The 12,712-nt window shown below is 44.6% G+C and carries 17 protein-coding genes; 12 read left to right on the forward strand and 5 right to left on the reverse strand.

All coding sequences use genetic code 11. The features are described from left to right. Positions 1-84 precede the first annotated feature (84 nt). The gene (locus MKY54_RS10720; RefSeq protein WP_036679457.1) at positions 85-480 is read left to right on the forward strand and encodes a NusG domain II-containing protein; all 396 of its coding nucleotides are present in this window, start codon (positions 85-87) and stop codon (positions 478-480) included. Here the strand turns inward: MKY54_RS10720 and MKY54_RS10725 are convergent. From MKY54_RS10725 to MKY54_RS10735, 3 genes are read right to left on the reverse strand one after another with little or no spacing between them, the layout of a single operon-like run. Further along, positions 473-1,348: a TIGR03943 family protein gene (locus tag MKY54_RS10725; protein ID WP_339190444.1), complete on the reverse strand. Its 876-nt coding sequence runs from the start codon at positions 1,346-1,348 to the stop codon at positions 473-475. The two genes, MKY54_RS10720 and MKY54_RS10725, sit on opposite strands and share 8 nt — an antisense overlap. A 50-nt stretch (positions 1,349-1,398) precedes the next feature. Next, positions 1,399-2,388 carry a permease gene (locus MKY54_RS10730; RefSeq protein WP_339190445.1) on the reverse strand — a complete coding sequence of 330 codons (990 nt, stop codon included), beginning with the start codon at positions 2,386-2,388 and terminating at the stop codon, positions 1,399-1,401. Continuing rightward, positions 2,385-3,413 carry a GTP-binding protein gene (locus MKY54_RS10735; protein WP_036679372.1) on the reverse strand — a complete coding sequence of 343 codons (1,029 nt, stop codon included), beginning with the start codon at positions 3,411-3,413 and terminating at the stop codon, positions 2,385-2,387. The genes MKY54_RS10730 and MKY54_RS10735 overlap by 4 nt, the downstream gene beginning before the upstream one ends. A 203-nt stretch (positions 3,414-3,616) precedes the next feature. Between MKY54_RS10735 and rpmG the strand changes: the two genes are divergently transcribed. The 10 genes from rpmG (at position 3,617) to MKY54_RS10785 (ending at position 10,479) form a co-directional block, all read left to right on the forward strand. After that, entirely contained in the window at positions 3,617-3,766 is a 150-nt protein-coding gene (rpmG, locus tag MKY54_RS10740; RefSeq protein ID WP_076098468.1) for a 50S ribosomal protein L33, read from the forward strand. Between the two features lie 48 nt (positions 3,767-3,814). Continuing rightward, positions 3,815-5,023 (forward strand): GTP-binding protein, encoded by a 1,209-nt coding sequence (locus MKY54_RS10745; protein ID WP_076125069.1) that lies wholly within the window; start codon positions 3,815-3,817, stop codon positions 5,021-5,023. 218 nt (positions 5,024-5,241) lie between these two features. After that, positions 5,242-5,949, forward strand: coding sequence for a metal ABC transporter ATP-binding protein (locus tag MKY54_RS10750; RefSeq protein ID WP_076184339.1), 708 nt, complete (start codon positions 5,242-5,244; stop codon positions 5,947-5,949). After that, positions 5,895-6,761: a metal ABC transporter permease gene (locus tag MKY54_RS10755; protein ID WP_076125073.1), complete on the forward strand. Its 867-nt coding sequence runs from the start codon at positions 5,895-5,897 to the stop codon at positions 6,759-6,761. The genes MKY54_RS10750 and MKY54_RS10755 overlap by 55 nt, the downstream gene beginning before the upstream one ends. Beyond that, on the forward strand, positions 6,751-7,830 hold the full coding sequence (locus MKY54_RS10760; protein WP_339190446.1) for a metal ABC transporter substrate-binding protein: 1,080 nt from the start codon (positions 6,751-6,753) through the stop codon (positions 7,828-7,830). Before MKY54_RS10755 ends, MKY54_RS10760 begins: the two co-directional genes overlap by 11 nt. A 26-nt stretch (positions 7,831-7,856) precedes the next feature. Then, a complete protein-coding gene (gene rpsN / locus MKY54_RS10765; protein WP_038569786.1) occupies positions 7,857-8,126 on the forward strand; it encodes a 30S ribosomal protein S14 in 270 nt (89 codons plus the stop codon). 149 nt (positions 8,127-8,275) lie between these two features. Next, positions 8,276-8,710: a DUF6157 family protein gene (locus tag MKY54_RS10770; RefSeq protein ID WP_081383129.1), complete on the forward strand. Its 435-nt coding sequence runs from the start codon at positions 8,276-8,278 to the stop codon at positions 8,708-8,710. A gap of 1 nt (position 8,711) precedes the next feature. Then, entirely contained in the window at positions 8,712-9,458 is a 747-nt protein-coding gene (locus MKY54_RS10775; protein WP_076309940.1) for a GNAT family N-acetyltransferase, read from the forward strand. 16 nt (positions 9,459-9,474) lie between these two features. Beyond that, positions 9,475-9,840 (forward strand): hypothetical protein, encoded by a 366-nt coding sequence (locus tag MKY54_RS10780; protein ID WP_076125079.1) that lies wholly within the window; start codon positions 9,475-9,477, stop codon positions 9,838-9,840. Positions 9,841-9,843: 3 nt separating this feature from the next. Beyond that, entirely contained in the window at positions 9,844-10,479 is a 636-nt protein-coding gene (locus MKY54_RS10785; RefSeq protein ID WP_076125081.1) for a class I SAM-dependent methyltransferase, read from the forward strand. 112 nt (positions 10,480-10,591) lie between these two features. On the opposite strand, the gene MKY54_RS10790 is transcribed toward MKY54_RS10785, so the two are convergent. Both MKY54_RS10790 and MKY54_RS10795 read right to left on the reverse strand, forming a co-directional pair. Beyond that, complete coding sequence (locus MKY54_RS10790) at positions 10,592-11,395, reverse strand: MBL fold metallo-hydrolase (protein WP_076125083.1); 804 nt, start codon at positions 11,393-11,395, stop codon at positions 10,592-10,594. A 151-nt stretch (positions 11,396-11,546) separates the two neighbouring features. Further along, on the reverse strand, positions 11,547-12,131 hold the full coding sequence (locus MKY54_RS10795) for a helix-turn-helix transcriptional regulator (RefSeq protein WP_036679391.1): 585 nt from the start codon (positions 12,129-12,131) through the stop codon (positions 11,547-11,549). A gap of 165 nt (positions 12,132-12,296) precedes the next feature. Between MKY54_RS10795 and MKY54_RS10800 the strand changes: the two genes are divergently transcribed. Next, positions 12,297-12,584: a Dabb family protein gene (locus MKY54_RS10800; RefSeq protein ID WP_036689213.1), complete on the forward strand. Its 288-nt coding sequence runs from the start codon at positions 12,297-12,299 to the stop codon at positions 12,582-12,584. The last annotated feature ends 128 nt before the right edge of the window (positions 12,585-12,712 follow it).

A 12,712-nucleotide genomic window follows, 5' to 3' on the forward strand; every position in this document is an offset into this window, starting at 1 on the left:
AATAAGGTTATGATTAATATATTGATATTAATCGTAATCATTACGTATATTATTTGTCATGAAAGGATTCTTATCTTGCTAACAATGAAGCGCGGGGATATTTTAATTATTGTGATAGCCTTGTTAGCTGCGGGCTTGATTTATGGCATGAAGTGGTGGGACAGCAGCAATGAGCAGTATCAGCAAGGGGATTTGAAAGCTATAATTACGGTGGACGGTAAAGAGTACAAAACCGTTTCTTTGACTAAAGAAGAACAAATTATAGATATTCAAACGAAATTCGGTCACAATACGCTAAAGGTGTTTGATTATGGAATCCAAATGACCTATTCTGATGCTCCCTTAAGAATTGCTTTGGAAATGGGGTTCATCTCAAGACCCAAACAGCAAATTATCTGTATTCCAGCTCGTATTATGGTAGAAGTATTTAATCCTAATAAGTCTGAGAATGATGAGGATGAGCTAGATGCGATTATTTAGTAATCTTAGTTGAGCCTTCTAGCCCCTTCCATGCGGTGATAGAGTCAGGACTGGTGTAGATGTAAGGTGTTACGGGTTGTTTGATAGGTGTAATAGACTCTGCACTAATTTGCATAATTTCTTGACCTTTATAGGGAACAACTTGAAGCTTGCCCCGGACCTCTATCCAGGTATCGGTAGGCAGGCTTTTTAGCTTGCCGGAATCCACTAATATCCCAAAAGGTGTAGCATCGGCAGTACAGCATTGGACCAGAAATCTACCTATGGCAAAAGAATTCTCTGAATGTTCACCTTGATCACGATATAAAAAGCCGGAAATAGTAATTTCTTTGCCTGCAAATTGTTGTTTGTACAGCTCAAGCGCACCTAAAGTTTCGGAGAAAATCGCCGAATAAACTGGGACCACAGGTTGTGCATAAAGGATCTTGGCCAGCTCGGTAAGCTCTTCATGGTAAGGATCAATGGACTCGAATCTCGCGGAATTTTTAGCTTCAGTGGGCAAGGAGGATAGGGAGATTCCTTTTTTAGCAGCAGCCATACTTCCCAATGCGCGATCAGGAAGAAGAAATCCGAGCAGCAGTGGAAAAAGGAATAATCCATATAGCGCTGTACTTTTGAAAAAAGAATGTGGGAGCCGATGCTCGCAGTCACAGAGAACACTACCTTTGCCAAATAAAGCCTGTATGGTCAGACTGAGCGCCATAAGTGTCAGCGGGATTGGGCATAATTGAACCCAGCGTGCCAGTTTAGGAGCTACATAATAATGCAAAGCGTCCTGCTGTACCAGATGCCCGATATAGAGGGCGAAAGCGAGCAGAATGACCGCCCTTAAGAAATAGTGAAACCGGATGCTACGAGAGTCATTCATGCTCTATCCTCCTACCCATGTTGTAAGCAACAGCTTACCACCTCTATGAATTACAGCCACAAGGACATGAATACCGCCCCAACAAACACGCTTGCGAAGATCAGAAAGAACAAATAAAGAGCGAATTTGGTCTTAAACAGTGAGAGCAACATCAATGAATTTTTGAAATCCAGCATGGGTCCGAATACCATAAAAGCGAGCAGAGCCCCAGATGGAAAAGAATGTACGAAGGTGGAAGCTACAAAGGCATCTGAGGTGGAGCAGAGCGAGAGCACAAATGCCAGTCCCATCATGAAGAAATATGACCCCAGCGGCTTAGCTCCGATCGCGGCCAGACTGTCTTGAACCATAAATGTCTGAATACCAGCGGTTAACAAGCAGCCGATCATTAAATATTTCCCCATCTCAAAAAACTCATCTGAGGTATGGACGAAGACAGCGGCTATTTTTCCCCCGCGAGAATTATTCTGATGAGCTTCCCCCGTTTCACGCTGAACATTTAGGCGGATGGGAGATTTTTTGATCGTTGCGTAGATTATCAAGCCTATGAGACAGGCTACAACAAACGCCAGACCCATACGGGCATAGGCCAGCTCCGAGTGGCTGCGAAATGCTGTCATGGTCGCCCCATAGACGACAGGATTTAGGATCGGTCCGGACAAAATAAAGACGATAGCCACGTAAACAGGCATACCTTTATGGATAAGTCGGCGGACGAGTGGGATCATTCCACATTCGCAGACCGGGAAAATAATTCCAAGCAGACATGCGAACAGAATGGCCGGAAGAGGTCGCCGCGGAATGCACCGGGAAATCATTTCATCCGGGATAAAGACGCGAAGCAGTGAAGATAACAATGCTCCTGCTAATACAAACGGCAAGGCTTCCAGCAATATGCCGATAAAAGCGGTTTTGAAGGTGTCGATGTACGCATTATCCAACAGTTCCAGATGATTCGGCAGCCATACAAAACCAATGATAATCAGGAACGAGATCGGGAGGAGCAACGGCAGTATTTTTAATGGTGAAAAGGTAGTCAAAACTCGAATAAGGCGGACCACCGATCTGCCAGCTGTTCTTCATCTATATTCATCCCGATGAACACTACATAAGGCATACCAGGATAACGAGAGGCTTCCCAGGTAGTACGCATCCCCGCATATTGAACAAGCTGAACCGGCTCCTGTTCGGACAAAAGAATATGCCCCTTGGCACGTAATAGGTTGTCACCCCATTCTTGGAAGAAGGCCTCTAGGCGTTCTTTAGAAGGCATAGTTGTCCTTACCTGCGGAATGGTTAACGTGATGGCTGTTACCTGCGAGAAAGAAGCATGCTGCTCCTCATGCAGCTCTTTTACAGCGGTTCCCCCATGCTCTGAATGCATTTGTTTCAGTGATGCTCCTTTGAAGGTTTGAGGCGCTCGCTGCGGAGCCGGAGCTATGATTTTACGTGGGATAATTCCTGACAATATCGGAGACAGGTTGATTTCACTGTAATGGGTGTACACAATTTCAGCCTCCGTATTTTGTTTACGAACTCCCTTTTCAATTCGCCATAAGGTTTCCGGTTCTACGAGATCACTTTTATTAACGACAATAAGATCAGCTGTGGAAAGCTGCTTACGCAGGGTCCGAACGAGCTGTTTGTCAGAGGAGAGTCTGCTGTTATATTCCAGAGCATTTTCCGCATCTAACAGAGTGATGGTATAGTGCAGCTCCACCAGATCCTGTAGAGGAGTTTCCTGCAACGTTTTGGCGATTTCTTCAGGATCGGCGACGCCGGTCAACTCCATATAAATGGCATCTGGACGTCCTCTCAGCAGCACCATCAGGCTATCTGCCAAATCCTCTTTACGGCTACAACATACGCATCCGTCCAGCAGTTTAGTTACAGCTGTACCGGTATGCTCCTGCAAAATATACCCGTCCACATCTCGTTTGCCCAGTTCATTCATTACTACTCCTGGATTCAGCCCTCTTACCTTGCTCTCTTTCAGCAGGGACAACAGCAGAGTTGTCTTCCCGCTCCCCAGAAACCCGCTCAAAATAATTACTGGTATCTTCATGATCTCCACTCCTGCCTGATTCTCTAGGAATTACAAGAATCATATTTTTTATAATTCCATCTATACGTAATTTGTCCACCAGAAAGACCACAAAATTAAGAGAGTTGAAATTTTTACAAGATCATAGTTGACAGATTGTGAATAAACCGTGTACGATGTGTTAATCGTAATTATTACGATTTAATCAAAAGGAGATGGAAACAATGAGAGTAATCATAACTCTGGCATGTACGGAGACAGGAGATCGCAACTATACCACTACCAAGAATAAACGAAATCATCCAGGGCGTATGGAAATGAAAAAATATTGTCCACGCCTAAAGAGAGTAACCTTACATCGCGAAACCCGTTAAGGGCGGATGTTTTTAATCTTGATTTTATAAACGATAGGAGTGGTATAGTTGAAAAAGCTCCCTGTTACCGTGCTCAGTGGATATTTGGGCTCTGGGAAAACAACATTGTTGAATCATATTCTGCACAACCGTGACGGTCTTAAAGTAGCTGTTATTGTAAATGACATGAGTGAAGTGAATGTGGATGCGAATCTGGTGAAGTCCGGAAATACGCTTTCCAGGACTGAAGAGAAATTGGTTGAGATGTCCAATGGTTGCATCTGTTGTACACTTCGTGATGATTTGATTGTCGAAGTACAAAAACTGGCTGCGGAAGGGCGATTTGATTACATCCTGATTGAATCCTCAGGCATTAGCGAACCTGTACCAGTAGCACAGACCTTTACCTATGCCAATCCCGAGTTGGATATTGATCTGACTTCGCTTGCTCAATTAGACACGATGGTGACTGTTGTGGATGCTGGGCGTTTCTGGCATGACTTCTCCTCAGGTGATAGTCTGATGGACCGCAACCAAACGGCTGGAGAAGGGGATTTCCGCGATATTGTGGATCTGCTTATTGATCAGATCGAAACTTGTGATGTCTTGCTGCTTAATAAGTGCGATCTGTTGAAAGAAGATGAACTCAATAAGCTTGAAGCTGTGCTGCGTAAGCTTCAGCCGTCTGCTAAGCTGATCCGTACAATTAACGGCGTAGTAGATCCAAAGGAAATTCTAAATACCGGATTGTTTGATTTTGAGAAAACAAGCTTATCCTCTGGTTGGATCGCCGAGCTGAATAAAGAGACCCATACCCCTGAGACGGAGGAATACGGGATTTCTTCTTTCGTCTATCGCCGGAGAACACCGTTCCACCCGCAAAGATTAAGTTTTTTCTTTAGCAACTGGCCGGAAGAGGTCGTTCGGGCAAAAGGGGTGGCATGGGTAGCGGCAAAAGGTGATCTTGCAGCTACTGTAAGTCAGGCAGGACCTTCCATTCAGTTCGGACCTGCTGGTTACTGGTTGGCTACAATGCCTAAGGATCAGCAGCTGGAGGTGCTGGAAAGCGAACCTGAGCTGCGGGCAAAATGGGACGAGCAGTGGGGCGATAGAATAAATGAAATCGTATTTATCGGTGTAAATATAGATCAGGCACAACTCGAAGCCAGATTGGACAGATGTCTGCTGACAGCGGAGGAGCTGAAGCAGGATTGGACAAAGTTCAACAATCCACTTCCGTGGCCTGTTGAAGAACTCCTTGCGGCTGCTGAGGAATAGATACTTAGTAAATTAACGGTGGAAATCCGGAATCCAGAAGGTGGGATTCCGGATTTTTGTTGTATTCGAAAAAGGACTAATAGTTATTATTACGATTAATTTTCAGTTTTGGGTTTACAAATCGTAATGATTACGATATTATCAAATTTGTTAAATCGTAAAACTTACGATTTAATCTGGGTTGGACATAATATCAGTCAGAAGGGAGGCGAGGCATGATGATCCTATCATCCATGCGGAATGTAGTGTTCGGGTATGGGGATGAACCTGTTCTTGATGATATCTCATTAGATATTCATATCGGACAGTTTATTGGTATAACGGGACCCAATGGTGCTGCTAAAACCACCCTGCTGAAGCTAATGCTCGGCCTGCTTCGTCCATGGAGTGGAACGGTTCAGTTGAATAAAGAGTTATCAGATAACGGAAAGATGGTTATCGGCTACGTTCCACAGCAGGTAGCTTCTTTTAACGCAGGGTTCCCAAGTAAGGTGATCGAACTGGTTCGCTCGGGTTGTTATCCAAGGCTTGGATTATTTAGACGCTTTACACCTGAGCAGGACGAGATCGTTGAGCGAAGTTTAAAGCAGGTGGAGATGTGGCATTTGCGAGACCGGAAGATAGGAGAACTGTCAGGCGGCCAGAAGCAGCGGATTTGCATCGCTCGAGCATTGGCACAACAGCCGCAGATATTGGTTCTCGATGAACCTACTACGGGGATGGATCTGGACAGTCGTATTGGGTTCTATAAGCTGATGCGCCATGATGTCAGTGAACACGGCCGGACCGTAATCATGGTGACGCATGGCCTGGAAGAGACCAGCTCCTATCTGGATACGTTGATCAGCCTGGAACGAAAGGAGAATGAGGGTTGGCAATGTTTAGTTACGAATTCATGCAACGTGCATTTTGGGCCGGTGGATTAATTGGCATTATCGGTCCGCTACTCGGGGTATATCTCATGCTTCGCCGTCAGGTCCTAATGGCGGATACCCTCTCTCATGTTTCGCTTGCAGGAGTAGCACTAGGCTCAATACTACAGCTTAATCCGGCACTAAGTGGCTTCATGGTAGCGATTCTCGGTGGTATTGTCATCGAACAGCTTCGACGTTCTTATCGTACATATAGCGAGCTTCCGGTAGCGATTATTATGACCTCTGGATTAGCATTGGCAGTTGTACTTATGAGCTTAAAGCAGAATTTAAGTAAAAGCTTCAGTTCCTATCTGTTTGGTTCCATCGTTGCGGTCAGCGACACTCAACTAAAGATTATCGCTGTGGTTGCTGTAATCGGTCTGATCTATTTTATTGTGTTACGCAGATCCTTATATAATCTGACCTTTGATGAAGAGACCGCTAGTATCAGTGGAGTTCATGTGGGCTGGTTATCATTTTCGTTTGCTGTACTAACTGGAATGACAGTCGCTGCTGCGATGCCAGTTGTTGGAGTGCTGTTAGTCTCAGCGCTTATTGTTTTGCCAGCTTCGATTGCTTTGCGTATAGCGTCTGGTTTTACGACAGCTATATTGATCTCAATCGGCGTAGGATTACTCGGCGTTTTTAGTGGCCTAAGTGCCTCGTATTACATCAATACACCGCCTGGTGGGACGATTGCTCTTATACTGCTATCGTTCTTATTAATCGCAATTTTGGTACAGAAGCTGATCCGACTAAGAAATCGTCGGCGAATTCATAAAACTATTTCCAGTAAAGGAGTTACACCTCTCAATGAAATTTAGAATCCATCATTTAGCCATTTTGTCCCTGTCCGCGTTACTTATTGCCGCCGGTTGCGGTAATAATGCTGTTAATTCTTCTACTACTACGAATGCTTCTGGAGCCGCAGAAGCTACAGCCCTTCCGGAGTCATCTAAATTAAATATTAAAGTCAGTTTCTATCCTATTTACGAGTTTACCAAAAATGTGGCAGGAGATCTGGCGGACGTGGAAGCACTCATACCAGCAGGAATCGAACCCCATGATTGGGAACCGACAGCAAAAGATATGGCAGAAATCTCAGATGCGGATATGCTGATCTATAATGGCGCAGGAATGGAAGGCTGGGTAGATCAGGTGCTGGAAAGTGTATCTGGCACTCCGTTAATTACTGTAGAAGCGAGCAAGGGTCTGGACATCATGGAAGGCACGGAAGAGGAAGAAGCTGACCACCACCATGAAGAAGCTGACCACCACCATGAAGAAGGAGAGCATGCTCATGAAGAAGAGGAGCATGCTCATGAAGAAGGAGAACATGCTCATGAAGAGCATTCGCATGATCACGGTGGATTAGATCCGCATGTGTGGCTCAATCCTACATTAGCCATTCAAGAAGTGCGTAACATTGAAGCAGCTTTAGCTGCTGCCGCACCTGAACATGCCGAGGATTTTAAGACAAATGCAGATGCTTATGTAGCTAAGCTGGAGCAACTGGATCAAGAATTTAAGGACGGTCTTAAGGATACTAAACGCAAGGATTTTATTACTCAGCATGCGGCTTTCGGATACCTTGCCAAGCAGTATGGATTAACTCAGGTCCCGATTGCCGGACTATCTCCGGAGCAGGAGCCTTCTGCCGCAAATATGAGTAAGATTGTGGAGTTTGCGAAAGAGCATAAAGTGAAGACGATTTTCTTCGAGACACTTGTATCCTCCAGTGTGGCAGACACAATAGCAAAAGAGATTGGTGCCAAAGCAGCCGTTCTAAACCCAATTGAAGGATTAACAGAGGAAGATCGCAGTCAAAACCTGGATTATTTAGGAATCATGCGTCAGAACCTGGAAGCCTTGAAGAGTGCATTGAACGAGTAGATTTAAAGGATGGAAGGAGAACGAACATGGCCAAGAAATCTAAAGTTGTGAAAGAATTGAAGAGACAAGCACTAGTCGCCAAATACGCTGTTAAAAGAAAAGAACTAAAGGAACAGGGGGACTATATGGCTTTGCAAAAGCTGCCACGTGATTCCTCCGCAACTCGTCAAAAAAATAGATGCCAAGTGTCTGGCAGACCTCGAGGCTATTTGCGGAAATTTAATGTTTCCCGAATTGTATTCCGCGAATTGGCGCATAAAGGTCAGATTCCGGGCATTACCAAGTCGAGTTGGTAAATGAGAACGGCTAATCCTCCGTAGTTTAGAGGATTGGCCGTTTTTTCTGTTCATCCATCATGGGCTTTAGAAAATTCGGCTATGCTTAGAATAGGAAAATGATTTATCATAGAAGGAATATATTTCTATTTAAGATGGAGGTGATGCAAATGAGCTATACCGATACTTTTATTCGTGTAGCAGAGGACTGTCCTGAGGAAATAGGAGTTCCTCCGATGTCTTGCCGAACGCTCCCGCCTGCACATGTGATTCAATATGAACTGTTAATCAATGAGCCCTACAAATACAATCATGAAGAACTTCTGTACGAGGTTCATGTGCGCCATAAACAAATTCCACAGGAAGAACGTTTGGCCCGTAAGGAAGAAATATGGAACGAACTATTTTCCAAAAATCATCCTTGTCTAAGGGCTTCACTGTTGCCGAAGCGTTTTGGTTGGGGTGTTCATTATAACGGTGAGGGGAAAATAGCTCTCTATGGCAAAGAGTCTCCCGAATATGACTATTTCACCTCCCAAGGGGAGGGAGCTGTGAAATTACTGCCTGCGATGCGTAACAAACGTGCTTCAAAAGGAGCGGATTAAGGTGTATAAATTCATAGAAGAAATCACACTTAATACTTGGCCGGCGGAGCAAAGCGTTCTCCTGCAGGGCTGGATTCTACGTTCGGCAGCTGGTTATACAAAAAGGGCCAATTCGGTCAATCCATTATACGGGGCTGACAGCTCTCAGGTTGAACTCACAGAGCAAATCAAGCTTGCGGAGCGTTATTATGAGCATGCTGGACTACAGTCCGTGTTCAAAATAACCCCCTACATCCAGCCGCCAAAGCTTGATGAGATTCTTGCAGAGCGTGGCTATACAATTGCCGAGCCTTCATCTGTAAGGCTTCTTGATCTGGGGGACTTAGCGAGCCCCGATCTGCGTTATACGGTTCAGATACAGGAGAGCTTGACTGAAGAGTGGCTGCACACCTTCAGTGAGCTTACCGGCTTGTCTGATAAGAACCGGGAAACCTTAACTAGAATGTTGTCTGCATCACATTTGCAGCAGGGTTATGTCCTGTTGTTTAATCATGGTGTTCCTGTCACCTGCGGTCTTGGTGTGATTCAGAACGGGTACTTGGGTCTGTATGATATTGTCACTTCCCCTGCTCATCGTAGAAAGGGAATGGCGGAACAGCTGCTGCTAGCGTTGCTTAATTGGGGGAGAGCAAAGGGAGCAACAACTTCCTTTCTGCAAGTTGTGCAAGCGAATACGGGGGCTTCAGCCTTGTATGACAAGCTGGGTTTTAAGGAGATCTATCAGTATTGGTATAGAGTGAAAAACTAGCTGAGGAGGGGATGCGGTGAGAAAATTAGGATTGAATCTCCTGATCATTATTGTGTACTGTTTTCCATTTGTATATTTCGCGATGGATAAAGATTTCAATAATGGTTCAATGGTTGGTTATTTAATGATGATCGTCATAACATCACTAATAGCTTTTTTGGGAAAATGGTCTAATAATATAATTGCTATAGTCATTGGGAATATCGCTTCTGCATTTGTCTCTTATTATTTTATTAGCAACTTGTCAGGGGAAGGCGGTTGGGACGGGACGTTTTTCAAACCACTTGGACCTACAGGATCGTTTATATTTTTTAGTATGCTAAACCTGATCCCTCAGTTCCTTGCGATGAAATTAGCGAATAAATTTAAAAAGAAGGTCTAATCTATGTCCGAATACTGGAGTCGAAGATTTGCTCAGGAAGGAATGATCTGGGGGAGTGAACCTAGTCCTACAGCTCAGGCAGCAAGGGATATATTCCGGCAACATAACGTGAAATCAGTTTTAGTCCCGGGTGCGGGATACGGAAGAAATACGAAGGTGTTCTCAGATGAGTTTAAGACCTTAGGCATTGAGTTGAGCGAGGACGCGTTAAAGATGGCGGCAGAATGGGATCCCAAGAGCCATTTTATCTCAGGTTCTGTATTAGATCCTATTTCTGAAGTACAGGTTGATGCTGTCTACTGCTATGACGTATTGCATTTATTTCTCGAAGAGGATCGCCGCAGGCTCGTAGCTAATTGTCTGGAACAGCTGCGGCCGGATGGCTTGCTCTATTTTACCAGTTTTTCCGATGAGGATGCGAACAACGGCTGTGGAACACTTTTGGAACCGGGAACCTACGAATACAAAGAGGGAAAATACGCCCATTTTTTTAGTGAAGAAGATTTAAGACAACATTTTGCAGGTACGAAAATAATTACGACCGGCTCATGTGTGGAGACTTTATGTGGGCCGCTTGGAAAAAAACATCAATACATACTGAGATATATCGTCGCACGTAAATCTGCACTAAGCAAGTAATTTAGGGAGGAACTCCCTATAATTTCGTTGAATATCCGTAGAATCGGCTATATCAAATGAATTATAGGGACTTTTTCCCTAGACCTCTGTGCGCTGATCAGGAGTACCTTTTTTACACAAATTTACCTTGACCCGGTAGCGCCATTTCTTTGAAATTTTTGCACAAATGAGCAAGCTGAGTAGACAGCTCCTCACCTTCCATGGGTACTCCATGTCCCGAAAGAACAAGATGTGGATTCAGCAAGGCAAGGGTACGGACCGATTTCTCAGCAGCTTCCCAGTCTGTCGTGAAATAAGAGGGTGGGCCATGCACCACCTGATGCTGCGTAGCCACTGCAAATACAGATTCCTGTTTGACCGTAAGGAACGTATCACCTGCGATCAGAACTCTATCCTCAGGCCTGAACAGGGAGATATGTCCGGGACTATGTCCAGGGGTATGGATCCATTCCCAGCCCTTCGCACCAGGGACAGTCCTGTCTTCCGGCAAGGGATGAACGGCTGAACCAAGGTCAATGCCATGATGTGAAAATAAAGGGGAAATCATGCTCATAAGCCCGCCGCCTACGGCCGGATCGGCTGGAGGGTAGTCTTCTTTACCTGTCAGAAAAGGTAGTTCTAGAGGATGAGCATATACAGGCACATTCCATTCCTCAACAAGCCTTTTTACACCCCCAATATGGTCAAAATGCCCATGCGTCAGGATAATTGCCACCGGAGGTTTATCATAATGCTCCGTAGCAAAATCAATAATATTGCCTGTATATGAGCTAAGACCAGTATCTACAAGAACCCAATCCGAAGAGGGCTGGCCAATTAATGCGACATTTACAAACATAGTGCGAAGTCCAATGACACCAGGGGCCACTTTCCAAGTATCGGTATAGCCCTTTGACAGAATTCCGTTAAGTTTCATCTTGCGCCTCCTGACCCGTTCTTTAGTACTACACAATATATTTACACACAGTAGTATGACCTCTTTTTAAGAAAAAAAGGTATGGCAAATAACCCTTCTCATGATTTCTTGAAGAAGGGCTGTGTTAGACGTGTTTTGTGAGAGGATTGTATTAGAGCGTTCCGCAGTCTGCAAATAGAATATGGCGTGGAATCCGAAAGAAAGCTTCGGCTTTTTCCTGCAGAGCAGGGGTCGGCAGATGGCTGTTGTGGAGCCATTTTCGAAATGTTCCAGGATGGACGCCTATCCAGATACTTACATCCGTTACTGAGAAATCGTAAACCATACAAAGTCCGGTCAGGATAACATTGCTGCGCGGTGAACTGGTAATACTTCTTTTCATAAAACGTGAGGGTGTAGGCTGACATACAATGGGGCTTTGACGAATCAATGCTTCATTGAACAGAATGTGGGGTGGGTACCCCAATAGGCGGCAGGTCTTGTCAATGTTATTGTTGGAAGGGATACGACCTTCGTATACCCAAGCGCTTACACTGCGTGAGGATATACCAAGCTCTTCTGCGAGTCGTGACAGCTTGATATCCTTAGCCATCAATACAGCAAGCAGCACACGGTTTCTAATCTGGCTGCGCTTTGGACGGCGAAATCTTTTGACTCGAACGCCTTGTCCAAGGTATTTGCGATTGATCAGAGACCACGCCTGGATATTATGAGTTTCTTGTTGGTTATTAGGCATAATTCCTCCGATTTTTTTAAAAATATACTACAACACTTTCTGGTATATCGGCAATGGTTAATGCTGCTATTTCTGACAACACCGTTTAAGTTTCTTTCAGAACAGCTACGCTTATGATATATTTTTAATATCTAATTACAATATTACATTAGGGAGCGATATAGAATGATCAAACATATTGTGTTTTTCAAATTAAAAGATCGGTCCGAAGAAAGCGTAGCGGCAACGGTAGCGGTACTGCGTAATATGGAAGGTAAGATCCCGCAGCTTCTCTCCATCGAGGTGGGTGCTGACATCATTCATTCCGATCGTTCCTTTGATATTGCTCTAGTCACAGAAGTGGCTTCTCTAGAGGATTTACAGGCGTATCAGGTTCATCCGGCGCATAAAGAAGTTATTGCTCACATTAATGAAGTCAAAGAGCTCTCGATTGCTGTAGATTACGAAATTTAAGCAGCTGCTTGAATATAGTATCATCATTTTATACCGGAAGCGGTGACAGGAATGCGTGAGCTTGAGTATCCAATGGAAGCGTTAACTTATTTAGTCGTTTTTCTCGGAGCATGTTTCGTAATGTTCTT

The sequence above is a fragment of the Paenibacillus sp. FSL P2-0121 genome, from assembly GCF_037975345.1.
In the GTDB taxonomy this organism is placed as follows: domain Bacteria; phylum Bacillota; class Bacilli; order Paenibacillales; family Paenibacillaceae; genus Paenibacillus_AQ; species Paenibacillus_AQ odorifer.

Bases quoted from the DNA above. Each gene is read 5' to 3' on its own strand.
- MKY54_RS10750 (WP_076184339.1), top strand. From the start codon at position 5,242: ATGATCCTATCATCCATGCGGAATGTAGTGTTCGGGTATGGGGATGAA.
- rpsN (WP_038569786.1), top strand. From the start codon at position 7,857: ATGGCCAAGAAATCTAAAGTTGTGAAAGAATTGAAGAGACAAGCACTA.
- MKY54_RS10735 (WP_036679372.1), bottom strand. From the start codon at position 3,413: ATGAAGATACCAGTAATTATTTTGAGCGGGTTTCTGGGGAGCGGGAAG.
- rpmG (WP_076098468.1), top strand. From the start codon at position 3,617: ATGAGAGTAATCATAACTCTGGCATGTACGGAGACAGGAGATCGCAAC.
- MKY54_RS10760 (WP_339190446.1), top strand. From the start codon at position 6,751: ATGAAATTTAGAATCCATCATTTAGCCATTTTGTCCCTGTCCGCGTTA.
- MKY54_RS10725 (WP_339190444.1), bottom strand. From the start codon at position 1,348: ATGAATGACTCTCGTAGCATCCGGTTTCACTATTTCTTAAGGGCGGTC.
- MKY54_RS10800 (WP_036689213.1), top strand. From the start codon at position 12,297: ATGATCAAACATATTGTGTTTTTCAAATTAAAAGATCGGTCCGAAGAA.
- MKY54_RS10770 (WP_081383129.1), top strand. From the start codon at position 8,276: ATGAGCTATACCGATACTTTTATTCGTGTAGCAGAGGACTGTCCTGAG.
- MKY54_RS10795 (WP_036679391.1), bottom strand. From the start codon at position 12,131: ATGCCTAATAACCAACAAGAAACTCATAATATCCAGGCGTGGTCTCTG.
- MKY54_RS10785 (WP_076125081.1), top strand. From the start codon at position 9,844: ATGTCCGAATACTGGAGTCGAAGATTTGCTCAGGAAGGAATGATCTGG.
- MKY54_RS10720 (WP_036679457.1), top strand. From the start codon at position 85: ATGAAGCGCGGGGATATTTTAATTATTGTGATAGCCTTGTTAGCTGCG.
- MKY54_RS10790 (WP_076125083.1), bottom strand. From the start codon at position 11,395: ATGAAACTTAACGGAATTCTGTCAAAGGGCTATACCGATACTTGGAAA.